21 protein-coding genes are annotated in these 21,918 nt (G+C 72.2%); 9 read left to right on the forward strand and 12 right to left on the reverse strand.

Annotated elements, in window-relative coordinates:
* The first annotated feature begins 42 nt into the window (after nt 1-42).
* Nucleotides 43-870 carry a bifunctional allantoicase/(S)-ureidoglycine aminohydrolase gene (locus AB6A65_RS00480; protein ID WP_371036389.1) on the forward strand — a complete coding sequence of 276 codons (828 nt, stop codon included), beginning with the start codon at nt 43-45 and terminating at the stop codon, nt 868-870.
* Here the strand turns inward: AB6A65_RS00480 and AB6A65_RS00485 are convergent.
* Both AB6A65_RS00485 and puuE read right to left on the reverse strand, forming a co-directional pair.
* Nucleotides 857-1,345, reverse strand: coding sequence for an ureidoglycolate lyase (locus AB6A65_RS00485; protein WP_371036390.1), 489 nt, complete (start codon nt 1,343-1,345; stop codon nt 857-859). The genes AB6A65_RS00480 and AB6A65_RS00485 overlap by 14 nt on opposite strands.
* Entirely contained in the window at nt 1,342-2,751 is a 1,410-nt protein-coding gene (gene puuE / locus AB6A65_RS00490) for an allantoinase PuuE (protein ID WP_371036391.1), read from the reverse strand. Before puuE ends, AB6A65_RS00485 begins: the two co-directional genes overlap by 4 nt.
* A 73-nt stretch (nt 2,752-2,824) precedes the next feature.
* Here puuE and uraH point away from each other — a divergent pair, with 73 nt between their 5' ends.
* Nucleotides 2,825-3,181, forward strand: coding sequence for a hydroxyisourate hydrolase (gene uraH, locus AB6A65_RS00495; RefSeq protein ID WP_371036392.1), 357 nt, complete (start codon nt 2,825-2,827; stop codon nt 3,179-3,181).
* 122 nt (nt 3,182-3,303) lie between these two features.
* Nucleotides 3,304-4,536: a urate hydroxylase PuuD gene (locus AB6A65_RS00500; protein WP_371036393.1), complete on the forward strand. Its 1,233-nt coding sequence runs from the start codon at nt 3,304-3,306 to the stop codon at nt 4,534-4,536.
* Between the two features lie 23 nt (nt 4,537-4,559).
* On the opposite strand, the gene ureG is transcribed toward AB6A65_RS00500, so the two are convergent.
* The 8 genes from ureG to AB6A65_RS00540 are packed head-to-tail and all read right to left on the reverse strand — an operon-like array spanning nt 4,560 to nt 9,621.
* Nucleotides 4,560-5,195 (reverse strand): urease accessory protein UreG, encoded by a 636-nt coding sequence (ureG, locus tag AB6A65_RS00505; RefSeq protein WP_371036394.1) that lies wholly within the window; start codon nt 5,193-5,195, stop codon nt 4,560-4,562.
* A complete protein-coding gene (locus AB6A65_RS00510) occupies nt 5,192-5,848 on the reverse strand; it encodes an urease accessory protein UreF (RefSeq protein ID WP_371036395.1) in 657 nt (218 codons plus the stop codon). Before AB6A65_RS00510 ends, ureG begins: the two co-directional genes overlap by 4 nt.
* The gene (locus tag AB6A65_RS00515; protein ID WP_371036396.1) at nt 5,838-6,287 is read right to left on the reverse strand and encodes an urease accessory protein UreE; all 450 of its coding nucleotides are present in this window, start codon (nt 6,285-6,287) and stop codon (nt 5,838-5,840) included. The genes AB6A65_RS00510 and AB6A65_RS00515 overlap by 11 nt, the downstream gene beginning before the upstream one ends.
* Before the next feature lie 9 nt (nt 6,288-6,296).
* Nucleotides 6,297-8,006: an urease subunit alpha gene (gene ureC, locus AB6A65_RS00520; protein WP_371036397.1), complete on the reverse strand. Its 1,710-nt coding sequence runs from the start codon at nt 8,004-8,006 to the stop codon at nt 6,297-6,299.
* Nucleotides 8,006-8,311 carry an urease subunit beta gene (locus tag AB6A65_RS00525; protein ID WP_371036398.1) on the reverse strand — a complete coding sequence of 102 codons (306 nt, stop codon included), beginning with the start codon at nt 8,309-8,311 and terminating at the stop codon, nt 8,006-8,008. Before AB6A65_RS00525 ends, ureC begins: the two co-directional genes overlap by 1 nt.
* A complete protein-coding gene (locus AB6A65_RS00530) occupies nt 8,308-8,475 on the reverse strand; it encodes a hypothetical protein (RefSeq protein WP_371036399.1) in 168 nt (55 codons plus the stop codon). The genes AB6A65_RS00525 and AB6A65_RS00530 overlap by 4 nt, the downstream gene beginning before the upstream one ends.
* Before the next feature lie 16 nt (nt 8,476-8,491).
* Complete coding sequence (locus AB6A65_RS00535) at nt 8,492-8,794, reverse strand: urease subunit gamma (protein WP_371036400.1); 303 nt, start codon at nt 8,792-8,794, stop codon at nt 8,492-8,494.
* Nucleotides 8,795-8,796: 2 nt separating this feature from the next.
* Entirely contained in the window at nt 8,797-9,621 is an 825-nt protein-coding gene (locus AB6A65_RS00540) for an urease accessory protein UreD (protein WP_371036401.1), read from the reverse strand.
* A 408-nt stretch (nt 9,622-10,029) separates the two neighbouring features.
* Here AB6A65_RS00540 and AB6A65_RS00545 point away from each other — a divergent pair, with 408 nt between their 5' ends.
* From AB6A65_RS00545 to xdhC, 6 genes are all read left to right on the forward strand, one after another.
* Nucleotides 10,030-11,034 carry an ABC transporter substrate-binding protein gene (locus AB6A65_RS00545; protein WP_371036402.1) on the forward strand — a complete coding sequence of 335 codons (1,005 nt, stop codon included), beginning with the start codon at nt 10,030-10,032 and terminating at the stop codon, nt 11,032-11,034.
* A gap of 60 nt (nt 11,035-11,094) precedes the next feature.
* Complete coding sequence (locus tag AB6A65_RS00550; RefSeq protein ID WP_371036403.1) at nt 11,095-11,898, forward strand: ABC transporter ATP-binding protein; 804 nt, start codon at nt 11,095-11,097, stop codon at nt 11,896-11,898.
* Nucleotides 11,895-12,662, forward strand: coding sequence for an ABC transporter permease (locus tag AB6A65_RS00555; protein WP_371036404.1), 768 nt, complete (start codon nt 11,895-11,897; stop codon nt 12,660-12,662). Before AB6A65_RS00550 ends, AB6A65_RS00555 begins: the two co-directional genes overlap by 4 nt.
* A gap of 172 nt (nt 12,663-12,834) precedes the next feature.
* Nucleotides 12,835-14,268 carry a xanthine dehydrogenase small subunit gene (gene xdhA, locus AB6A65_RS00560; protein WP_371036405.1) on the forward strand — a complete coding sequence of 478 codons (1,434 nt, stop codon included), beginning with the start codon at nt 12,835-12,837 and terminating at the stop codon, nt 14,266-14,268.
* Nucleotides 14,265-16,637: a xanthine dehydrogenase molybdopterin binding subunit gene (xdhB, locus tag AB6A65_RS00565; RefSeq protein WP_371036406.1), complete on the forward strand. Its 2,373-nt coding sequence runs from the start codon at nt 14,265-14,267 to the stop codon at nt 16,635-16,637. The genes xdhA and xdhB overlap by 4 nt, the downstream gene beginning before the upstream one ends.
* A complete protein-coding gene (xdhC, locus tag AB6A65_RS00570) occupies nt 16,627-17,520 on the forward strand; it encodes a xanthine dehydrogenase accessory protein XdhC (protein WP_371036407.1) in 894 nt (297 codons plus the stop codon). The genes xdhB and xdhC overlap by 11 nt, the downstream gene beginning before the upstream one ends.
* Before the next feature lie 15 nt (nt 17,521-17,535).
* Here the strand turns inward: xdhC and AB6A65_RS00575 are convergent, their stop codons facing one another.
* The gene (locus AB6A65_RS00575; protein WP_371036408.1) at nt 17,536-20,775 is read right to left on the reverse strand and encodes an efflux RND transporter permease subunit; all 3,240 of its coding nucleotides are present in this window, start codon (nt 20,773-20,775) and stop codon (nt 17,536-17,538) included.
* A complete protein-coding gene (locus AB6A65_RS00580; protein WP_371036409.1) occupies nt 20,768-21,739 on the reverse strand; it encodes an efflux RND transporter periplasmic adaptor subunit in 972 nt (323 codons plus the stop codon). Before AB6A65_RS00580 ends, AB6A65_RS00575 begins: the two co-directional genes overlap by 8 nt.
* Nucleotides 21,740-21,918: the final 179 nt, after the last annotated feature.

Here is a 21,918-nt window from a genome sequence, read left to right on the forward strand (position 1 = left end):
GACAAAGGCGCGAGAGGCCAGAAGCTGAAGGACCGCGAGCGCATGACCGACAGGCGATACGCCGCCCCGCCGGGCGGGCATCCCGGCCAGGGCGATCTTCTGACCGGCCGGGCCGTCTTCACCGAGGCCTACGCCGTCATCCCGGCCGGCGTGCAGCGCGACATCGTGGCAAGCCGCCTGCCCTTCTGGCGGGAAACGCGCGCCTGGGTGCTGGCCCGCCCGATGAGCGGCTTCGCCGAAAGTTTCGCGCAATACGCGCTGGAGGTCGCCCCCGGCGGCGGCTCCGACCGCCCCGAACCCGACCCGGAGGCCGAGGCCGCGCTTTTCGTCACCGGCGGGACGGCGGCGCTCTCCTTCGCGGGGGCCACGCACCGGCTCGCGCCCGGAAGCTTCGCCTTCCTGCCGCCCGGCACGCAGTGGCGGCTGCGCAACGAGGGCGGCGAACCGGCCCGCCTGCAATGGATCCGCAAGCGCCACCAGGCCGTCGAGGGGCTGGGTCTTCCCGCCCCCTTCGTCACCAGCGAGGCCGAGATCGCGCCCGACCCGATGCCCGGCACCGAGGGGGGCTGGGCCACGACCCGCTTCATGGACCCGGACGATCTGCGCCACGACATGCACGTGACGATCGTGACGCTCGAGCCCGGCGCGGCGATTCCCTTCCTCGAGACCCATGTGATGGAGCACGGGCTCTACGTGCTGGAGGGCAAGGGCGTCTACCGGCTCAACCGCGACTGGGTGGAGGTGGAGGCGGGCGATTTCATGTGGCTGCGCGCCTTCTGCCCGCAGGCCTGCTATGCCGGGGGACCGGGGCCCTTCCGCTACCTTCTCTACAAGGACGTGAACCGCCACCCGCCGCTCAGCCCGCCGTGATCCGCCAGGGCGTGGCGAAGACATGCTCCTCGAGGTTCGCGCCGGGGCCGATCCGGTCCACCACCGCGAAGAGCCCCGGCGGCGCGAGCGGCGCCAGAACCCCGTGCCAGGTGCCGCGCAGGTAGTTCACGCCCTGCCCCGGCCGCGTCAGGAACGCCAGCGGCCGGCCCGGGCGCCCGCCCTCGTCCGGCGCCACCACGACGAGGAAGGGATCGGCGGTCATCGGCAGGAAGGCCTGGCTGCCCCCCGGGTGGCGCTCCACGAGGTCGAGCTCCAGCGGCAGCGCGCGGGGCTCGGCGCGAAAGAGGCTGATCCCCGCCCGCCCGTCGCCGAAATCGAGCCGCGCGCGGTCGTGGAAGCGCCTGCACCGCCCGGCATTGATGAGCTGGTCGGGCGCGCCCGCGGCCTCCAGCACGTCGCCGAAGGGTGCGAAGGCCGCCGCGTCGAGGGGGCGCGCCACGATCTCCCGGCTCATCCGAGCGCCTCCCGCAGCCGGAGCTCGGCGATCCGCTCCACCTGCCGGCAGGCTTCCGCGACCTCGGCCTCGCGGTCGTTGGCCAGCCGCCGCTCGAAGGCCGCGAGGATGCCCGCCTTGTCGTGATCGCGCACGGCGATGATGAAGGGAAACCCGAACTTCTCGGTGTAAGCCGCGTTGAAAGAAGTGAATTTTTCCCGCTCCGCGTCGGTGAGCGCGTCGAGCCCGGCCGCGGCCTGCTCCGCCGCGCTCGCCTCGGTAAGCCGCCGCGCCGCAGCGAGCCGCCCCGCGAGGTCGGGATGCGCGCGCAGCACGCCCAGCCGCTCCGCCTCCGAGGCGCTGCGGAAGACGCGCGCCAGCGCCGCGTGAACCCCGCGCGCCGTGTCGTGAGTGGGCCCGAGCTCCAGCGCCCAGGCGCGCTCCGCGAGCCAGGGCGAGTGCTCGAAGATGCCGCCGAAGGCCGCGACGAAGCGCGCGCGGTCCATCTCGGAGGGGCGCTCGCCGCGCGCGGGCGGGTGCTCCCGCGCCCAGTGCTCGGCGATCTGGAGCCGCGTGGCGAACCAGACGCCGTCATGGCCGCGCATGTGGTCGAGCGCGCGGGCGAGCGCAGCGGCCCGGCCCGGCCGCCCTGCGAGGCGGCAATGCAGCCCGATGGACAGCATCTTCGGCGCCCCGGCCGATCCTTCGGCGTAGAGCGTGTCGAAAGCGTCCCGGACATGGCGCTCGAACTCCGCGCGCGAGCCGAACCCGGCCGGCACGGCGGAGCGCATGTCGTTCACGTCGAGCGTGTAGGGCACGACGAGCTGATCGCGCCCGCCGGTGCGGATCCAGTAGGGCAGATCGTCGGCGTAGCTGTCGGCGACATAGGCGAAGCCGCCCTCCTCGGCGGCAAGGCGAACGGTGTTCATCGAGGAGCGCCCGGTGTACCAGCCGCGCGGGCGCGCGCCGACGACCTCGGCGTGCAGGCGGATGGCCTCGGCCATCTGCGCGCGCTCCTCTTCTTCGGGCATCGCGCGGTGCTCGATCCACTTGAGCCCGTGGCTCGCGATCTCCCAGCCGGCGTCCTTCATCGCCGCCACCTGCTCGGGCGCGCGGGCGAGCGCCGTGGCCACCCCGAAGACGGTGACGGGCAGGCCGGCCAGCATCCGGTGGAGCCGCCAGAACCCGGCCCGCGCGCCGTATTCGTAGATCGACTCCATGTTCCAGTGGCGCTCGCCCGGCCGGGGCTCGGCGCCCGAGATTTCCGACAGGAAGGCCTCGGAGGCCGCGTCGCCGTGCAGGATGCAGTTCTCGCCGCCCTCCTCGTAGTTGAGCACGATCTGCACCGCCACCCGCGCGGCCCCGGGCCAGCGCGGGTCGGGGGGCGTGGGGCCGTGGCCTGTCATGTCGCGGGGGTAGCGCTGCACCTCGGTCCTCCTGCTTGACGGGACGCGCGCGGGATGAGACCGGAAAGCGAGACGGAAGAAAAGGGGGCGCGCCATGGCGGGCTATCTCACGACCCATGTGCTGGACACCGCGGCGGGCCGCCCGGCGGCGGGGATTGCGATCGCGCTTTACCGGATCGAGAACGGCACGCGCCGCGAGGTGGCCCGCGCCACCACCAACGCCGACGGCCGGACGGACGGGCCTATCCTGCCCGAAAAGGATTTCGAGACAGGCGTTTACGAGCTGGTCTTCGCCGCCGGCGACTACCTGCGCGCACAAGGCGCGGCCGCCGCGGAGCCGCTCTTCCTCGACGAGGTGCCGATCCGCTTCGGCATGGCGGATCGCGCGGCGCATTACCATGTGCCCCTCCTGCTGTCGCCCTACGGCTATTCCACCTATCGCGGCAGCTAGGCGCCGCGCCGCGGCCCGATCCTTCGGCAGGCGCGGTCCCGCGGCCCGCGGGCGGCGCGGCTGGTCTTTCCTCCCGCGCGCGGCGGCGCTATGCCGGGGCGGTGCCCACCGGAGGCTTCGCCATGCTCGATTTCGCCATCTTCTGGGACTGGATCGCCTTCGCCGTGCGCTGGCTGCACGTCGTCACCGCGATGGTCTGGATCGGCACCTCGTTCTATTTCATCGCGCTCGATCTCGGGCTGGTGCGCCGCCCCGGCATGCCCGAGGGCGTGACCGGCGAGGAATGGCAGGTGCATGGCGGCGGCTTCTACCACGTCGAGAAATACGCCGTGGCGCCCGAGCGGCTGCCGGAAGACCTCACCTGGTTCAAGTGGGAAAGCTACGCCACCTGGCTGTCGGGCGCGGCGCTCCTGATGATCCTCTACTGGGCGGGGGCGGAACTTTACCTGATCGATCCCGCGAAGGCGGATCTCTCGGTCTTCCAGGCGGTGCTGCTCTCGGCGGGCTCCATCGCGCTCGGCTGGCTGATCTACGACGGGCTCTGCCGGTCGCCCCTCGGCCACCGGCCCGTGGTGCTGATGCTGGCGCTCTTCGGGGTCATCGTGGCGATGTCGTGGGGCCTCAACCAGGTCTTCACGGGGCGCGCGGCGCTTCTGCATCTCGGCGCCTTCACCGCGACGATCATGACGGCGAACGTCTTCCTCGTGATCATGCCGAACCAGCGCATCGTCGTGGGCGACCTCAAGGCCGGGCGCGTGCCGGATCCCGAATACGGGCGGATCGCCAAGCTCCGCTCCACCCACAACAACTACCTCACCCTGCCGGTCATCTTCCTGATGCTGTCGAACCACTACCCGCTGGCCTTCGGCACGCCCCATGCCTGGGCGATCGGGGCGCTCGTCTTCCTGATGGGGGTGACGATCCGGCACTACTTCAACACCCTGCACGCCCGTAAGGGCCGCCCGAACTGGACATGGGCGGCGACGGCGATCCTTTTCCTCGCGATCATGTGGCTCTCCGCCCTGCCCGGCCGCGGCCCCGCGCCCGCGGAGGCCGCGCTGCCCGAGACCGGCGCCGCGGCGCGCTTCGCCGCCGCCGAGGGGTTCGGGACGGCCCACGGCATCGTGCTCGCCCGCTGCTCCATGTGCCACGCGCGCGAGCCGCTCTGGCAGGGGCTGCACTGGGCGCCCAAGGGTGTCGCGCTCGAGACCGAGGCGGACGTCGCGCGCCAGGCCCGCGCGATCTTCCTGCAGGCCGGGGCGAGCCACGCCATGCCGCCCGGCAACCTCACCTACATGACCGGGGAGGAGCGGCAGGCCCTCTCCGAATGGTATCGCGCCGGCGCGGGCGGCTGACGCGGCCCGCAGCGCGCCCGGCCCTAGCGCGCCGCGCGCAGCGGGCGCGGCGCGAGCCCGCCCAGTTCCCGCAGATGCGCCACCGCCTCCGCCACACCCTCGCCCTGGCGCAGCGCGGCGAAGACGGTGGGCCGGCCCTGCCGGTTCTCGGCGGCGTCCCGGCGCATCTCCTCGAGATCGACGCCCACATGGGGCGCGAGGTCCGTCTTGTTGATGACCAGCAGATCCGAGCGCATCAGCGCCGGCCCCTTCTTGCGCGGGATGTCCTGCCCCATGGCGACGTCGATCATGTAGATCGTCAGATCCGCGAGCTCAGGGCTGAAATTGGCCGCGAGGTTGTCGCCGCCCGACTCGATCAGCACGATCTCGAGGCCCGGATGACGGGCGGAGAGCTCGGCCACGGCGGCGAGGTTGATCGAGGCGTCCTCGCGGATCGCGGTGTGCGGGCAGCCGCCCGTCTCCACCCCGATCACCCGGTCCCCGGGGAGAACCTGCATCCGCAGAAGCGCCTCGGCGTCCTCCCGCGTGTAGATGTCGTTGGTGATGACGCCGATGGAGTGATCGGGCGCGAGGGCGCGGGCCAGCGCGGCGGTGAGCGTCGTCTTGCCCGCGCCCACCGGGCCGCCGATTCCGACGCGAAGGGGGCCGTTCATGGTCATGAGCGGAAAAGCCTCGTCTCGAGAGTTTCGTGGCGCATGGAGGCGATGTCGGCCGCCCATGCGATGGAGGACAGATCGTCGGGCCCGAGCGCGCCCGCCTCCCGCGCGAGCCGCGCGCAAAGCGGCGCGGCCCCGGCGAGCGCCTGTTGCGCCTCGGTCTGGCCGAGGGGCACGAGACGCTGCGCCGCACCGGCGAGCGCGGTGGCGAAGGCGTGGAGGTAGAGCCGCAGCGTCTCTTCCCCGGGCAGGCCCATGAGGCGCGCGGCGCGCCCCACCGCCACGGGCTGGGCCATCGGCGCGAGGTCGAGCCCCCAGACGGCGGCGGTGGTGCGGGCGAAGGCCGCGCCCTGCTCCACGGTCTCGGCGCGACGCTCGGCCGAGGGCGCGAAGGCGCGGGCCGTGGCGTCGGCCTCCCGCACCTCCGCGGGGGTCTCCGCGCGCCAGCCTTCCATCAGGAACACCGCGTCAGCGCGCCCCGCCCCATGCTCCAGCACGTCGGCGAGCCAGGCCGCGAAGCTCTCCCGGTCGCGCACCCGCCCCTCGGCGATCTCGGTCTCGAGCCCGTGGGACCAGGCGAAGCCGCCCGTGGGATAGGCCGGCGAGAGCCACTGCGCGAGGGTAAGGAGCGCATCCGCCCCGGGCTCAGTGAGCATGGGCGTGGGTCCTGCCGTGGCCGTAGGCGCCGCCCTCGGGGGTGAAGGGCGCCTCGGCCTCCTCGATCCGGGCGCCGAGGCGGTCCAGCATGTCGCGGAGCACGTGATCGCGCCGGATGAAGAGCCGCCCAGGCGCCACCTGGCAGGGCGTGTGACGGTTCCCGATATGCCAGGCCAGCCGCGGCAGGTCGCCCGTGACCTCGTAAAGCGGCTCGGGCGCGGCCACGACCTCGACGAGCCGCCCGTCGGAAAGCTCCAGCGCGTCGCCATGCTCCAGCGAGACGGTGTGCGGCAGATCGACGAGAAACGGCACACCGTCCCGCGTCTCCAGCCGCTTGCGGCGCAGGAAGCGCGACTCGTAGTCGAGCCGTACCCACTCCGCGGGCCCGTGCCATTCGCCCTTGCGATGGAGCGTCTGCGCGATGGGAAGCTCGGTCATGTCATTGCCTCAGAACAGGAAATAGCGTTGCGCCATGGGCAGCACCTCGGCCGGCGCGCAGGTCAGAAGCTCCCCGTCGGCGCGCACCTCGTAGGTCTCCGGGTCCACCTCCATCTTCGGCAGCGCGTCGTTGAGGATCAGGTCGCGCTTCGTCACGGCGCGGATGCCGTGGACCGCGACGGTCTCCTTGGCCAGCCCCAGCGTGTCACGGATGCCGGCCGCCTGCGCCGCCTGGCTCACGAAGGTGACGGCCGAGCGCTCCACCGAGCGGCCATAGGCGCCCCACATGGGCCGCGAATAGACCGGCTGCGGCGTGGGGATGGAGGCGTTCGGATCGCCCATCTGGGCCATCGCGATGGTGCCGCCGATCAGCACCAGATCGGGCTTCACCCCGAAGAAGGCGGGCGACCAGAGCACGAGGTCGGCGCGCTTGCCCGCCTCCACGCTGCCGATCTCGTGGGCGAGGCCGTGCGCGATTGCGGGGTTGATGGTGTATTTGGCGATGTAGCGGCGGACGCGGAAATTGTCGTTCTCGCCGGTCTCGTCGCCAAGCCGCCCGCGCTGTTTCTTCATCTTGTCGGCGGTCTGCCAGGTCCGCAGGATCACCTCGCCCACCCGGCCCATCGCCTGGCTGTCCGAGCCCATCACCGAAAACGCGCCCATGTCGTGGAGGATATCCTCGGCCGCGATGGTCTCGCGCCGGATCCGGCTCTCGGCGAAGGCCACGTCCTCGGGGATCGACTTGTCGAGGTGGTGGCAGACCATCAGCATGTCGAGATGCTCTTCGATGGTGTTGACCGTGAAGGGCCGCGTCGGGTTCGTGGACGAGGGCAGGATATGCGCCTCGCCGCAGATGCGGATGATGTCGGGCGCGTGGCCCCCGCCCGCGCCCTCGGTGTGGTAGGCGTGGATCGTGCGCCCCTTCATCGCGGCGAGGGTGTGTTCGACGAACCCGCTCTCGTTGAGCGTGTCGGTGTGGATCATCACCTGGATGTCGTGGTCGTCCGCGACCGAGAGGCAGCAGTCGATCGCCGCCGGCGTCGTGCCCCAGTCCTCGTGCAGCTTGAGCGCAGAGGCGCCCGCCTCCACCTGCTCCACCAGCGCCTGCGGCAGCGAGGCGTTGCCCTTGCCGGCGAAGGCCAGGTTCATCGCGAAGGCGTCGGCCGCCTGCAGCATCCGCCCGATGTGCCAGGACCCCGGCGTGCAGGTTGTGGCCATGGTGCCCGTCGCCGGCCCCGTGCCGCCGCCCAGCATCGTGGTGATGCCGGAATGCAGCGCGTCCTCCACCTGCTGCGGACAGATGAAGTGGATATGGCTGTCGAAGCCGCCGGCGGTCAGGATCTTGCCCTCGCCGGCGATGACCTCCGTCCCCGGCCCCACGACGATGTCGACGCCCGGCTGGATGTCGGGATTGCCGGCCTTGCCGATCTTCGCGATCCGCCCGTCCTTCAGCCCCACATCGGCCTTGGTGATGCCGGTATGGTCGACGATCAGCGCGTTGGTGACGACCGTGTCGACCGCGCCGTCGGCGCGGGTCGCCTGGCTCTGGCCCATGCCGTCGCGGATCACCTTGCCACCGCCGAATTTCACCTCTTCCCCGTAGGTTGTAAGGTCTTTCTCAACTTCGACGACAAGATCGGTGTCGGCAAGGCGCAGGCGGTCGCCCGTCGTGGGGCCGAACATCGCGGCATACTCGGCGCGGGAAATCCGTGCGGGCATCAGAGCGCCCCCATGACCTGGCCGTTGAACCCGAAGATCCGCCGCGCGCCCGCCACCGGCACCAGCGCGACCTCGCGGCGCTGCCCGGGCTCGAAGCGCACGGCCGAGCCCGCGGGAATGTCGAGGCGCAGACCCCGCGCCGCCGCGCGGTCGAACTCGAGCGCGGGGTTGGCTTCCGCGAAATGGTAGTGGCTGCCCACCTGCACCGGGCGGTCCCCGGTGTTGGCCACCATCAACGTGACCGCCTCGCGGCCTTCGTTGAGCGTCAGCATGCCCTCGGCGGGGAAGACCTCTCCGGGGATCATCGCCGCCACCCCGCCCAGGCGAGGAGCGCCGCGGCAGCGAGCGCGAGAAGCGCCACGACCCAGAGCCAGCCCGCCCCGTCATGCGGGTGCAGGTGGGGCCCCGGATGGGCGGCCGCCGGCGCGGCGGCGAGAAGGAGGAGCGGAACGGCCGTGAGGTATCTCATGGGCGAAGTCCTTTCTTCAGCGGATGGGGTTGTGGACGGTCACGAGCTTGGTGCCGTCGGGAAAGGTGGCCTCGACCTGCACGTCGGGGATCATCTCGGGCACGCCCTCCATGCACATCTCGCGGGTGACGACCTGCGCGCCCGCCTCCATCATGTCGGCCACCGAGCGCCCCTCGCGGGCGCCCTCCACCACCGCGTCGGTGATGAGCGCCACGGCCTCGGGGTGGTTGAGCTTCACGCCGCGGGCAAGGCGCCGCCGCGCCACCTCGGCGGCCATGGCCACCATCAGCTTGTCCCGTTCGCGGGGGGTGAGCAGCATCGTCAGAGCCTCCAGGCCTTGGGAAGACTGTCGCCGGTCAGCCGGTCGAGCGCGGGCAGGAGCGCGCGGCGCAACGCGTGAGACTCGGGCGCGAGAACCCGCGCGGCCAGAAGGCCGTCCTCGACCAGGCTCGCCCCGCCCGAGGCCCCGAACGCCGCGCGCAGCGGACCGAGTTGCGCCGCCGCGTCGGGCCCCGCGTAGACCAGGGCCGCCATCGCGCCCGCGCCCGCCGCCACGCCCGGACGCGCAAGCAGCTCCGCCGCGCAGCCCTCGAGGCGCACCGCGTCGAGCCAGGCGAGCCGCCCGTCGCGCCGGATCTCGATCCGGTCGCGAAAGCGCAGCTCCCGAAGACGCTCCCCCATGGCCGCGCGCCCGAAGACCAGCGGCTCCACCAAGAGGAGCCGCGCGTCGCCGGCAAGATCGACGTGCAGCCGCCGCGCCAGCGCCGCGCCGTCGTAAAGAATCGTCTCCTGCGGCAGCCAGGAGAGCCGCGCGCCCGGCCCCGCCGCGAGGCGCACGTTGAGCCGCGCCTCGCTGCCCGGCTCGGCGCGGTAGGCCCGCTCCGCCGCCTGGGTCGACAGCGTGATCGTCGCGCCCGCGCCGGCCGTGGCCTCCACCGCGACGCGATCGCCGCCGGTCAGCCCGCCCGCCGTGTTCACGAGGCAGACCTCCACGCCCCGCGCGCCCCGCGGAAAGAGCGCGCGCAGCGAGCCTTGCGCGCGCAGCGCCTCGAGCCGACCGCCCCCCGGGCCCGCCTTCGCCGACACCCGCAGCGCGCCCTGCGCCCGCGGCTGGACGGGCAGGGTTTCACGCTTGTCGAAGGGCATGGGTCATCGCCTTGGGCTTCCCGGGGTCGCGATCGCGTCGCCCCTCTTTCAACAGCCATGACACCCGGCCGGCAGCGCCGTGCGCCGCTCGCACCGGCTGCGGCACGCCCTACCGCCTGCTTCATGAGCGGTTTGAGCCGCGTTGCTCATTTTCACGCCACCCCGCGAACGCGTCCCGGGCGATACCGGCCGGGGGCGGCGGGACGCGGTCCTTGCACAGCCGGACACGCAGGCGCAGGAAATTTCTGCCCCGGGATTAAGCGAATCGCCCAAATCTGTATCGTTGCCCGGCCAGCCGGCGGCTCTGACGCCTGCGCGCCAGCGCGGGGCATGGCCAAGACCGGCGGGACGACACAGACGGACGGGTGCACCCACGAACGTCCGCCAACGACAACAGGGAGACCAGACGTGTTCCATCGCCCGATCCTCGCCGCCGCCGCCTTCGCGGCCTTCGCAGGCGCCGCCACGGCGCAGACCGCCATGCCCTTCGCGCTCGACTGGAAGTTCGAAGGCCCCGCCGCGCCCTACTTCGTCGCCATCGACAAGGGGTATTTCGCCGATGTCGGGCTCGAGGTCGAGATCACCGCTGGCCAGGGCTCGCTCGACGCCATCCCGAAGGTCGCGACCGGCGCCTTCCCGGTGGGCTTCGCCGACATCAACAGCCTCATCAAGTTCCTCGACCAGAACCCGGGCGCGCCGGTGACCGCCGTGATGATGGTCTACGACAAGCCGCCCTTCGCGGTGGTCGGCCGCAAGAGCCAGGGCGTCGAGGCGCCCAAGGATCTCGAGGGGCGCGTCCTGGGCGCGCCGCCGCCCGACGGCGCCTGGGCGCAGTTCCCGATCTTCGCCGCCGAGAACGATCTCGACATGGACGCGATCACCGTGGAGCCGGTGGGCTTCCCGACCCGCGAGCCCATGCTCGCCGAGGGCGAGGTGGACGCGGTGACGGGCTTTTCCTTCTCGTCCTTCCTGAACCTCGTGCGCCTCGGCGTGCCCGAGGACGACATCTCGACCATCCTGATGGCCGATCACGGCGTCGCGCTTTACGGCAACGCGGTCATCGTCAACACCGAGTTCGCCGCCGCGAACCCGGCGGCGGTCGAAGGCTTCCTCGAAGCGGTCGCCATGGGCTGGAAGGACGCCATCGCGGAGCCGGCCGCGGCGATCGAGAGCCTCGTGGCGCGCAATCCCGCCGCGGACGCCGCGCTCGAGGAACGCCGCCTCGCACTCGCCATCGACGCCAACGTGGTCACCGACTATACCGCCGCGAATGGCATGGGCACCGTGGATGCCGACCGCATGGCCACGGCGCTGGAGCAGATCGCGCTGACCTACGAGTTCCAGAACGCGCCCGACGCGTCGCTCTACTTCACCGACGCCTACCTGCCCGAGGGCGGCTTCCCGCTCGACTGACGCGACCGCGCGCGGGCCGCAAGAGGCCCGCGCGCCACACACGAGACCACGAGCAGGCCATTGGAAAACCTGATAGACATCCGCGGCGTGCGCCATGCCTACCGCACCGAGGACGGGCCGCTGCCGGTCCTCGACGGGCTCGACATCACGGTGAACGAGGGCGGCTTCGTCGCCGTGGTGGGCCCGTCGGGCTGCGGCAAGTCCACGCTCACGCGGCTGATCGCGGGGCTGATGATCCCCGACGCGGGCGAGGTGCGCGTGCACGGCACGCCCATCACCGGGCCGCGCTCCAACGTGGGCATGGCGTTCCAGAACCCGGTTCTGCTGGAGTGGCGCACGATCCTGAAGAACGTGCTGCTGCCCCTGGAGATCGTGAAGACGCCGCTCTCGCGCGCCAAGCAGGAGGCACGGGCGCGCCGTCTCCTGTCACTCGTGGGGCTCGAGGGCTTCGAGGACAAGCGCCCCTCCGAGCTTTCGGGCGGCATGCGCCAGCGCGCGTCGCTCTGCCGCGCGCTCATCCACCAGCCCGAGGTGCTGATCCTCGACGAACCCTTCGGCGCGCTCGACGCCTTCACCCGCGAGGATCTCTGGCAGACCATGCACGCGCTCAAGGAAAAGGAACCCTTCACCGGCGTGCTCATCACCCACGACCTGCGCGAATCGATCTTCCTCGCGGACCGGGTGGTGGTGCTCTCGGGCCGCCCGGCACGCACGCAATACGTGCTCGACCTGCCGCAGGCCGGGCCGCGCGACCTCGATCACCTCTACACGGCAGAGGCGGCGGACATGCTTGCAGAGCTGCGCCACCAGATCGAGATCGCCCAGGGCCGCGCCGGCACCGACACGCCCGAGGCCGCGCAATGACCCGGGGCCTGCGCCGGGCCGCGGCGCCGCTCGTCGCCATCCTGGTGTTTCTCGTTCTCTGGGAAGCGGCCGTCTGGGCCAATGGCTGGCCCGACTACAAGATGGCCTCGCCCTCCGACCTCGTGCCCGCCTACGCGAAATACTGGGACCTCTTCGTGATCATGGGCTGGCAGACGCTCTGGCGCACGGTGCTGGGGCTCCTGCTCGCGGTGGTGGTGGGCGTGGCGCTCGGCATGGTGATGGGCTTCTCGCGCATGATGCGCGACGCGCTCTACCCGCTGCTGGTGGGGTTCAACGCGATCCCGAAGGCCACCGTGGTGCCCATCGTCGCGCTCATCTTCGTGGGCGCACACGACTTCAACACCGTGCTCATCGCCTTCATGATCTCCTTCTTCCCGATCGCGGTCTCGGTCTCCATCGGCCTGTCCACGCTCGAGCCCGAATACCGCGACATCCTGCGCTCGCTCGGCGCCTCGCAGTCGAAGATCTTCTGGAAGATCGCCCTGCCGAAGACCCTGCCGGAGTTCTTCGGCGCGCTGAAGGTCTCGGTGACGCTCGCCTTCATCGGCACCAACCTGATGGAGATCGTCTCGCCCCATGGCCGCGGCCTGGGCGCGCTGTTCGATTCCGGCAAGACGAATTCCGACTACCCGCTGATGTTCGCGGTGCTCATCGCCCTCGCGGTTCTGGGGATCCTTCTCTACTACGTCGTCGTGGCGCTCGAGCGGATCTTCGCGGGCTGGGCCGAGCGCGCGCCGACCTGACACCCCGCGACGGGCCGCGCCGCGGCGCCCGCCCACACGGCCCGACCGACGCCCTTGAAAAGGCAGCGCGCACGCGGCAGCATGCCACACGGCGCACGGAACAGCCGGCCCCTTCTACGCCGCATCGAAGGGGGCGCCCCGGTCCAGAGGGTAACGCGGCGACTTGACCGACATGCGAACAGCCTTCCTGCTCAACGGCACCCCCGTGGAGACCGAGGCCCATCCGACCGAGACGCTCCTCGACTGGCTGCGCCGCCGTGGCCTGACCGGAACGAAGGAGGGCTGCAACGAGGGCGACTGCGGCGCCTGCAGCGTCATGGTGACCGACGCCGCGACCGGCCCGAGGGCCCTCAACGCCTGCATCCTCTTCCTGCCCCAGCTCCACGGCAAGGCCGTGCGCACGGTGGAGGGCCTCGCCGGGCCGGACGGTGCGCCCCACCCCGCCCAGACGGCGATGGTGGCGCATCACGGCAGCCAGTGCGGCTTCTGCACGCCGGGCTTCGTGGTCGCCATGGCCGCCGCGCACGCCCGCGGGCGCACCGACCACGACGACCAGCTCGCCGGCAATCTCTGCCGCTGCACCGGCTACGCGCCGATCCTGCGCGCCGCCCGCGCGATCGAGGACTCGCCCCGCCCCGCCTGGCTCGCCGAGGACAGCGCCGCGGTCGACGCCGACCCGCCCTTCTTCTTGGGCGAAATACTCTCGGGGGGTGAGGCGGCGAAGCCGCCGAGGGGGGCGGACAGCCCCCCTGCCTGCGTCCTGCCGGAAAGCGCCGACGCGCTCGCCGACTGGTATGCCGCCCACCCCGAGGCCACGCTCGTCGCCGGGGCGACGGATGTGGGGCTTTGGGTGACGAAACAGCTCCGCGATCTGGGCCCCGTCGCCTTCCTGCACCGCTGCCGCGACCTGCAGCGGATCGAGGAGACGGAGACGGAGATCCGCATCGGCGCGGGCGTCACCATCGAGCGGCTCCGCACGGCGATGGAGCCCCGCCACCCGGCCTTCGCCGAGATCCTGCGCCGCTACGGCTCCGAGCAGGTCCGCGCGGCCGCCACCATCGGCGGCAACATCGCCAACGGCTCGCCCATCGGCGACGGGCCGCCGCCCCTCATCGCGCTCGGCGCCACGTTGCATCTGCGCAAGGGCGCGGCCCGGCGGAGCCTGCCGCTCGAGGACTTCTTCCTCGACTACGCCCGGCAGGACCGCGCGCCCGGAGAGTTCGTGGAAGCGGTCTCGATCCCGCGCCAGCCCGACCGGCTTTTCGCCTGGAAGGTCTCGAAACGCTTCGACCAGGACATCTCGGCGGTCTGCGGCGCCTTCGACCTCGCGCTGGAGGACGGCCGCGTCGCGGCGGCCCGGATCGCCTTCGGCGGCATGGCGGGCGTCCCGAAGCGGGCGCGCGCCGTGGAGGCCGCGCTCCTCGGCCAGCCCTTCACCGAGGCGGGCGTCGCCGCCGCCGACGCGGCCTGGGCCGAGGATTTCCAGCCGATCTCCGACATGCGCGCGAGCGCCGGCTACCGCCTCGCCGTCGCGCGGTACCTTCTGCTTCGCGCGGTGCACGCCCATGCCGGCCGGCCGGCCCATGTGCTGGAGGTGGCGCCGTGAGCGTCGCGCGGCCGCTCCCCCATGACGCCGCGGGCCGCCACGTGGACGGCAGCGCGCGCTACGTGGACGACATCCCCGTCCCGGCCGATTGCCTGCATCTCGCCTTCGGCCTCTCGCCGGCCGCGCGGGGGGCGATCCGGGCGCTCGAGCTCGACGCGGTGCGCGCCGCGCCGGGCGTGGCGGCGGTGCTGACGGCGGCGGACCTGCCCTTCGCGAACGACGTGTCGCCCTCGGCCCATGACGAGCCGCTCCTGGCCGAGGGGCGCGTCCATTACCTGGGCCAGCCCGTCTTCCTCGTTGCCGCGACGAGCCATCTCGCCGCGCGCAAGGCGGCCCGGATGGGCCGCATCGCCGTCGACGAGGAGCCGCCCGTGCTCACCCTCGACGCGGCCCTCGCGGCGGACGCGCGTTTCGAGGAGGGCCCGCGCGTCTATGGGCGCGGCGACGTGGCAGCCGCGCTCGCCGCCGCGCCGATGGTGACGGGAGGCGCGATCGAGATCGGCGGGCAGGAGCATTTCTACCTCGAGGGGCAGGCCGCGCTCGCCCTGCCCCAGGAGGGCGGCGACATGGTGGTGCACGCCTCCTCCCAGCACCCGACGGAGATCCAGCACAAGGTGGCCGACGCGCTCGGGCTGCCGATGCACGCCGTGCGGGTCGAGGTGCGGCGCATGGGCGGCGGCTTCGGCGGCAAGGAAAGCCAGGGCAACGCCCTCGCCGTGGCCTCTGCCGTGGCGGCGCGGGCCACCGGGCGCCCCTGCAAGATGCGCTACGACCGGGACGACGACTTCACCATCACCGGCAAGCGCCACGATTTCCGCGTGCTCTACCGCGCGGGCCACGACGCGGAGGGGCGGCTTCTCGCCGTCGATTTCGTCCATCTCGTGCGCTGCGGCTGGGCACAGGATCTGTCGCTGCCGGTGGCCGACCGGGCGATGCTCCATGCCGACAATGCCTACTGGCTGCCCGCCATGCGGATCGAGAGCCACCGGCTGCGCACGAACACCCAGTCCGCCACCGCCTTCCGGGGCTTCGGCGGCCCGCAGGGGATGCTCGGCATCGAGCGGGTGATCGACCACGTGGCCCATCGCGTGGGGCGCGATCCGGCGGAGGTGCGCCGGATCAACTACTATGCCGAAGCGGAAACCGGGGGCGGGGGGCTGTCCGCCCCCCTCGGCGGCTTCGCCGCCTCACCCCCCGAGAGTATTTCGCCCAAGAAGAAGGATCCGCAGGCGCGCCGCGTCACGCCCTATGGCCAGGTGGTGGAGGATTTCGTCCTCGGGGGCATGACCGAGGAGCTGATGGAGACGAGCGGTTACGCGGCGCGGCGGGCGGCGGTGGCGGCCTGGAACGCCGGAAACGACGTGATCAAGCGGGGGCTCGCCCTCACCCCGGTGAAGTTCGGGATTTCCTTCACGCTGACCCATCTGAACCAGGCCGGCGCGCTCGTGCATGTCTACCAGGACGGCTCCGTCGCGCTCAATCACGGCGGCACGGAGATGGGCCAGGGGCTTTTCCAGAAGGTGGCGCAGGTCGCGGCGGAGGTCTTCGGCCTGCCGCCCGAGGCGGTGCGGATCACCGCGACCGATACCGCCAAGGTGCCCAACACCTCCGCCACCGCCGCCTCCTCCGGATCGGACCTGAACGGCATGGCGGTGAAGCTCGCCTGCGAGGAGATCGCGGGGCGCATGGCCGCCTTCCTGGCCGAGCGCCACCAGGCTCGGCCCGAGGCGGTGCGTTTCCGCGCGGGCCGCGTGGAGGTGGGCGGCGAGAGCTACGCCTTCGCGGAGGCGGCGCGGGCCGCGTGGGAGGGCCGGGTGAGCCTTTCGGCCACGGGCTTCTACCGCACGCCCGACATCTCCTGGGACCGGCTGAAGGGCGAGGGGCGCCCGTTCTACTACTTCGCCTACGGCGTCGCGGCGAGCGAGGTGGCGCTGGACACGCTGACTGGCGAATACAGGATCCTGCGCGCCGACATCCTCCACGATGCGGGGCGCAGCCTGAACCCGGCCCTCGACATCGGCCAGATCGAGGGCGGTTTCGTGCAGGGAGCAGGCTGGCTCACCAGCGAGGAGCTGGTCTGGGACGAGGCCGGGCGGCTCAGGACCCACGCGCCCTCGACCTACAAGATCCCGGCCTTCGCGGACCGGCCGCGCGTCTTCAACGTGGCGCTCCGGGAAGGCGACAACCGGGCCGAGACGGTGCACCGCTCCAAGGCCGTGGGCGAGCCGCCGCTCATGCTGGGCATCTCGGTGCTGATGGCGCTTTCGGACGCGGCGGCGGCCTGCGGGCCCCATTACCCCGCCCTCGACGCGCCAGCCACGCCGGAGCGGGTGCTTGCGGCGGTGGAGCGGGCGCGCCATGGCGCTTGACCGCGCGGCCCTCGCCGCCGCCGTCGCGCGGGAGGGGCGCGTCGCGCGGGTCGTGGTGGCCGAGGCGCGCGGCTCCGCCCCGCGCGCGGCGGGCGCCGCGATGCTGGTCTGGGCCGGCGGCCAGGCGGGCAGCATCGGCGGCGGCGCGCTCGAGCATGCGGCGGCGGCGCGGGCGCGGGTCTGCTTTGCGGAGATGCGCGACGAGGCGCGGCAGGTGCCGCTCGGCCCCGATCTCGGCCAGTGCTGCGGCGGCGCGGTGCGGCTGGTGACCGAGTGCTTCGACGCGGCGCGGCTGGCCCAGATCCCCGAGGCGGGGCTCTGGACGCGGGCGCTGCCCGGGGCGGCGCCGGGCGCGGACCCGCCCGCCGGGCCGGGCTGGGCGGCGGGCTGGTTCGCCGAGGAGGTCTCGCCCCCCGGCCTGCCCGTCTGGATCTGGGGGGCGGGGCATGTGGGCCGCGCCCTCGCCGGCGCGCTCGCACCCCTGCCGGGGCTGTCGGTCACGCTGGCGGACACCGGGCCGGAGCGCCTGCCGGATCCGCCGCCCGAGGGCGTGGCGGCGGTGCCGGCCGCGGACCTGCCGCGGCTTGCCGCGCATGCGCCCGAAGGCGCCTGGCACTACGTCATGACCTATAGCCATGAGATCGACCTCGCGCTCTGCGACGCGCTTTTGCGGCGCGGCTTCGCGGGCTGCGGGCTCATCGGATCGGCGACGAAATGGGCACGGTTCCGCAAGCGGCTGGAGGCGGCGGGGCATGCGCCGGAGGCCGTGGCGCGCATCCGCTGCCCGATCGGCGAGCCCAGCCTCGGCAAGCACCCGCAGGCGATCGCGGTGGGCGTGGCGGCGGCGCTCCTGGCCCGGAACCCGGCCGCGGCGGGGCCCTGAGCCGGGGCGCCGGTCTCAGGTCTTGGCGAGGCGGTAGATCGCGGGGATCACCAGCACCGTGAATGCGGTGGAGGAGGCCAGCCCGAAGAGCAGCGAGATGGCGAGCCCCTGGAAGATCGGGTCGAAGAGGATCACGCTCGCCCCGATCATCGCCGCGATGGCGGTGAGAAGGATCGGCTTGAACCGCGTGGCCCCGGCCTCGATCAGGATGTCGATGGTCACCCGCCGCTCGGGATCGGCGTGGCGGATGAAGTCCACGAGCAGGATCGAGTTGCGCACGATGATGCCCGCGAGCGCGATGAAGCCGATCATCGAGGTGGCCGAGAAGGGCGCGGCGAAGAGCCAGTGGCCGAGCATGATGCCGAGGAAGGTGAGCGGCACCGGCGTCAGGATCACCAGCGGCAGGCGGAAGCTGCCGAACTGCGCCACCACCAGGATGTAGATGCCCAGAAGCGCCACCGCGAAGGCCGCGCCCATGTCGCGGAAGGTGACCCAGGTGACCTCCCATTCGCCATCCCAGAGCAGCACCGGCGCCTCGGTGCTTTCCGGCTGGCCGTGCAGCTTCACCACGGGCTTGGCGCCCTCGGGCCAGTCCATCGCGTCGAGGCGGTCGGCCACCTCGAGCATGCCGTAGAGGGGCGCCTCGAAATCCCCGGCGAGCTCGCCGGTCACCATGATCACGTCGTAGCCGTTGTGGCGGAAGACCGGGAAGGAGGTTTCCTCCTCCACGATCTCCACCACGTCGCCGAGCTCGACCACGCCGCGCCCGCCGGGCAGCGCGTTGGCCGGAACGGGGGTGGAGAGCGCCTCGGCGTCCATCACCCGCCGGGAGCGGTCGCGCGCCACGACGATGGGGATGGGCCGGCGCCCCTCGCCCCGGTGCGAATACCCCACCGTTGTCTCGCCGTTCAGCAGGCGTAGCGTCTCCAGCGCGTCGCGCTCGGCCACGCGGAAGAAATCCATGTCCGAGGGCTGGAGTTCCGCGCGCAGGCGCCGCGCGCGCGCGCCCTGGCTGTCGTCCACGTCCACGACGCAGGGCACCTCCTCGAAGGCGGCGCGCACCTTGCCGGCCACCTCGCGCCGTGTCTCGGCGTCGGGCCCGTAGATCTCGGCCAGAAGCGTGGCGATCACCGGCGGGCCGGGGGGCGGCTCCACGAGCTTGAGCACCGTGCCCTCGGGCGTGTCGAGGGCCCGCAGGCGCTCTCGCAGGTCGAGCGCGATCTCGTGGCTGACGCGGTCGCGGTGGTGCTTGGCCTCCAGGTTGACCTGCACCTCGCCAAGCGCGGGCGTCTGGCGCAGGTAGTAGTGGCGCACGAGCCCGTTGAAGTTGAAGGGCGCGGCGGTTCCGGCATGGGTCTGGGCCGAGATCACCTCGGGCAGGTCGAGCGCGATCCGGGCGGCCGCCTCGGCCACGGCGTCCGTCGCCTCCACGCTCGCGCCCTCGGGCAGGTCCACGACGATGGAAAGCTCCGACTTGTTGTCGAAGGGCAGAAGCTTCACCGTCACGTCCTTGGTGTAGAAGAGCGCGAGCGAGCCGAAGGAGAACGCCGCGACGATCAGCAGGAAGAGCGCCGATCCGCCCTTGCGCGCCAGCACGGGCCGCGCCATCGCCGCGTAGAAGCGGCCGAGCCGCCCGCCGGGGAAGCCTTCGCCCTCGCCGTCGTGATCCATCGGCGCGCGCCCCGCGACCTTGAGCATGAGCCAGGGCGTGATCATCACCGCCACGAAGAAGGAGAAGATCATCGCCGCCGAGGCGACGGCGGGGATCGGGCTCATGTAGGGGCCCATCAGCCCCGAGACGAAGAGCATGGGCAGGAGCGCCACCACAACCGTCAGGGTGGCCACGATGGTGGGGTTTCCGGCCTCGGCCACGGCGGCCACCGCCGCGTCGAGCCGCGACATCGACTGCCGCTTCATGCCCCAGTGCCGCGCGATGTTCTCGATCACGACGATGGCGTCGTCCACCAGGATGCCGATGGAGAAGATCAGCGCGAAAAGAGAGACCCGGTTGAGCGTGTAGCCCATGAAATAGGCCGCGAAGAGCGTGAGCAGGATCGTTACCGGAATGACGACCGCGACCACCACCGCCTCGCGCCAGCCGATCGCGAGGAAGACGAGGATCACGATCGAGATCGTCGCGAGCGAGAGGTGGAAGAGCAATTCGTTGGCCTTCTCGTTCGCGGTCTCGCCGTAGTCGCGGGTGACCTCGATCTCGACGCTCTCGGGGATGACGTGGCCCTGCATCTCCTCCACCCGGTGCAGGATCTGCTCGGCCACGGTCACGGCGTTGGCCCCGGCGCGCTTCGCGAGCGCGAGCGTGACCGCGGGCGCGCGGGCGACCTCGCCATCGGGTCCGCGCGCCAGGGTGGCCACGTGATGCTCGTCGAGATCCGAGACGAAGGCCACATCGGCCACGTCGCGCACGTAGACGGTGCGCCCGTCGCGCGCGGTCAGTTCCAGATTGCCGATCTCGGCGGGGCTGGACAGCGTCTCGCCGATCACGAGCTCGATCTGCCCGCCCTCGTCGCGCAGCCGGCCCACGGGCGCGGCGGCGTTGGCGCCCTGCACCTTCGCGGCGAGCTGCTGAAGCGTGATGCCGTACAGCGCCAGCCGCGCGGGGTCGGGCGCCACGCGCAGCGCCTCTTCCGTCGCGCCGATCAGGAAGGTGAGGCCCAGATCCTCGATCCGGGCGAGGCGCACCTCCACCTCGCGGGCGATCCGCGTGAGGTCGGCGGCGGTGATCCCGCCCTGCCCCGCCGCGGGCGAGAAGGTGAGCGAGACGATGGGCACGTCGTTGATGCCCCGCCCGACGACCAAGGGCTCGGGGATGCCCACGGGGATGCGGTCCAGGTTGGCGAGGATCTTGTCGCGCACGCGCAGGATCGCGATGTCGGCGGAGACGCCCACGACGAAGCGCGCGGTCACCATGACCCGGTCGTCGCGGGTGTCGGAATAGACGTGCTCGACCTCGTCGATGCCCTTGACGATGGTCTCGAGCGGCTCGGTCACGAGCTTCACCGCGTCCTCGGCGCGGAGCCCGTCGGCGCGCACGTGGATGTCCACGAGCGGCACGGAGATCTGCGGCTCCTCCTCGCGCGGCAGGCTGACCAGCGCGATGAGCCCTACCGCGAGCGAGGCCAGCAGCAGAAGCGGCGTCAGCGGCGAGGCGATGAAGGCGCGCGTCAGGCGGCCCGCAAGGCCCGGCCCCTCCGGCGCGGAGGGGGTGTCCTCGTCCCGGCCCTGCCGCTCACTCATTCTCGATCACCAGCGTCTCGCCGGCGGCGAGCCCGCTCAGGATCTCGCGCCATGTCCGGCCGTCATGGGTGACCTGCGCGCCGGGAACCACCACCCGGCGGAGCGGGCCGTCGCCCGTCTCGACCGTCACGAAATCGAGCCCGCCGTTACGCTCCAGCGCGCCGGGCGGCACGAGGATCGCCGCGCGCGTGCCCACCGGCAGGCGCACGGGCACGCGCCGGCCGACGAAACGGGCGTCGAGCCCCTCCACCTCCACGTCGGCCTGCACCCGTCCGCCCTCGATCAGGGGGTAAAGCTTCACCAGCGCGCCCTGGCGCGACGCATCCGCGCCGCCGATCTCGATGCTGTCGCCCTCGGCCAGGCTTTCGGCATGGCGTTCGGGCACGGCCAGGCGCAGGAATGCGCCGCCGCCGCCGATCTCGGCCAGCGCCTCGCCGGGCGTGACGACCGAGCCGCGCGCGATGGGCACCCTGAGAACCACGCCGGCCTCGGGGGCCAGAACCTCGCCCTCCTCGATCTGCTGTTCCACCACGAGGCGTTCGGATTCGACGCTGGAGATCTCTCCGCGCAGCACCTCCACCTCGGTGCGAAGCTGGTCGAGCCGCTGGGTGGTGATCACGCCGCGCTCGATCAACTGTTCGCCCCGCTGCAGGTCGGTGCGCGCGGTGGCGAGGCGGGCGCGCAGCGCCTCGAGCCGGGCATCGAGCGCGTCGATCCGGAACTCGAGCTTGTCGTCCTCGATCACCGCGATGCGCTGGCCCGCCTCGACGCGGTCGCCCTCGGACACGTCGAGCATGCGCACGGTGCCGCCGATGCGCGCGCGGGCAGGCACCCGGTCGCGGGTGGCGACCTCGCCGTAGATCGGCTTCCACTCCGTCACCGTCACGCGGGCGACCTCGACCGTCTCGGCCCGCGCCGCGCCCGCGGCGGCCATCAGCAATACCGGGATCAAAAGCGCACGCATTCAGGGCCCCTTCTCGTTGCGGGCGCATGCGCCCCGTTCACCGTGGATAGGCCCGGCAATGCGGCGCCTCATTGATCTCGCGCAAAAGCGTCGCCTGCGTTGATCGCCGACAAGGCCGCCCGAAGGCAAGCCCGCCATCCTGACGCCGGGCGATATTGACCGCATCGCCCGCCACAGCG

It is taken from the genome of Rhodosalinus sp. FB01, from assembly GCF_041365715.1.
Classification (GTDB): domain Bacteria; phylum Pseudomonadota; class Alphaproteobacteria; order Rhodobacterales; family Rhodobacteraceae; genus Rhodosalinus.

What these genes read in the sequence shown, in the direction of transcription:
- AB6A65_RS00480 (WP_371036389.1), top strand. Translation starts at nt 43, where the DNA reads ATGACCGACAGGCGATACGCCGCCCCGCCGGGCGGGCATCCCGGCCAG.
- AB6A65_RS00485 (WP_371036390.1), bottom strand. Translation starts at nt 1,345, where the DNA reads ATGAGCCGGGAGATCGTGGCGCGCCCCCTCGACGCGGCGGCCTTCGCA.
- uraH (WP_371036392.1), top strand. Translation starts at nt 2,825, where the DNA reads ATGGCGGGCTATCTCACGACCCATGTGCTGGACACCGCGGCGGGCCGC.
- AB6A65_RS00500 (WP_371036393.1), top strand. Translation starts at nt 3,304, where the DNA reads ATGCTCGATTTCGCCATCTTCTGGGACTGGATCGCCTTCGCCGTGCGC.
- ureG (WP_371036394.1), bottom strand. Translation starts at nt 5,195, where the DNA reads ATGACCATGAACGGCCCCCTTCGCGTCGGAATCGGCGGCCCGGTGGGC.
- AB6A65_RS00510 (WP_371036395.1), bottom strand. Translation starts at nt 5,848, where the DNA reads ATGCTCACTGAGCCCGGGGCGGATGCGCTCCTTACCCTCGCGCAGTGG.
- AB6A65_RS00515 (WP_371036396.1), bottom strand. Translation starts at nt 6,287, where the DNA reads ATGACCGAGCTTCCCATCGCGCAGACGCTCCATCGCAAGGGCGAATGG.
- ureC (WP_371036397.1), bottom strand. Translation starts at nt 8,006, where the DNA reads ATGCCCGCACGGATTTCCCGCGCCGAGTATGCCGCGATGTTCGGCCCC.
- AB6A65_RS00525 (WP_371036398.1), bottom strand. Translation starts at nt 8,311, where the DNA reads ATGATCCCCGGAGAGGTCTTCCCCGCCGAGGGCATGCTGACGCTCAAC.
- AB6A65_RS00530 (WP_371036399.1), bottom strand. Translation starts at nt 8,475, where the DNA reads ATGAGATACCTCACGGCCGTTCCGCTCCTCCTTCTCGCCGCCGCGCCG.
- AB6A65_RS00535 (WP_371036400.1), bottom strand. Translation starts at nt 8,794, where the DNA reads ATGCTGCTCACCCCCCGCGAACGGGACAAGCTGATGGTGGCCATGGCC.
- AB6A65_RS00540 (WP_371036401.1), bottom strand. Translation starts at nt 9,621, where the DNA reads ATGCCCTTCGACAAGCGTGAAACCCTGCCCGTCCAGCCGCGGGCGCAG.
- AB6A65_RS00555 (WP_371036404.1), top strand. Translation starts at nt 11,895, where the DNA reads ATGACCCGGGGCCTGCGCCGGGCCGCGGCGCCGCTCGTCGCCATCCTG.
- xdhA (WP_371036405.1), top strand. Translation starts at nt 12,835, where the DNA reads ATGCGAACAGCCTTCCTGCTCAACGGCACCCCCGTGGAGACCGAGGCC.
- xdhC (WP_371036407.1), top strand. Translation starts at nt 16,627, where the DNA reads ATGGCGCTTGACCGCGCGGCCCTCGCCGCCGCCGTCGCGCGGGAGGGG.
- AB6A65_RS00575 (WP_371036408.1), bottom strand. Translation starts at nt 20,775, where the DNA reads ATGAGTGAGCGGCAGGGCCGGGACGAGGACACCCCCTCCGCGCCGGAG.
- AB6A65_RS00580 (WP_371036409.1), bottom strand. Translation starts at nt 21,739, where the DNA reads ATGCGTGCGCTTTTGATCCCGGTATTGCTGATGGCCGCCGCGGGCGCG.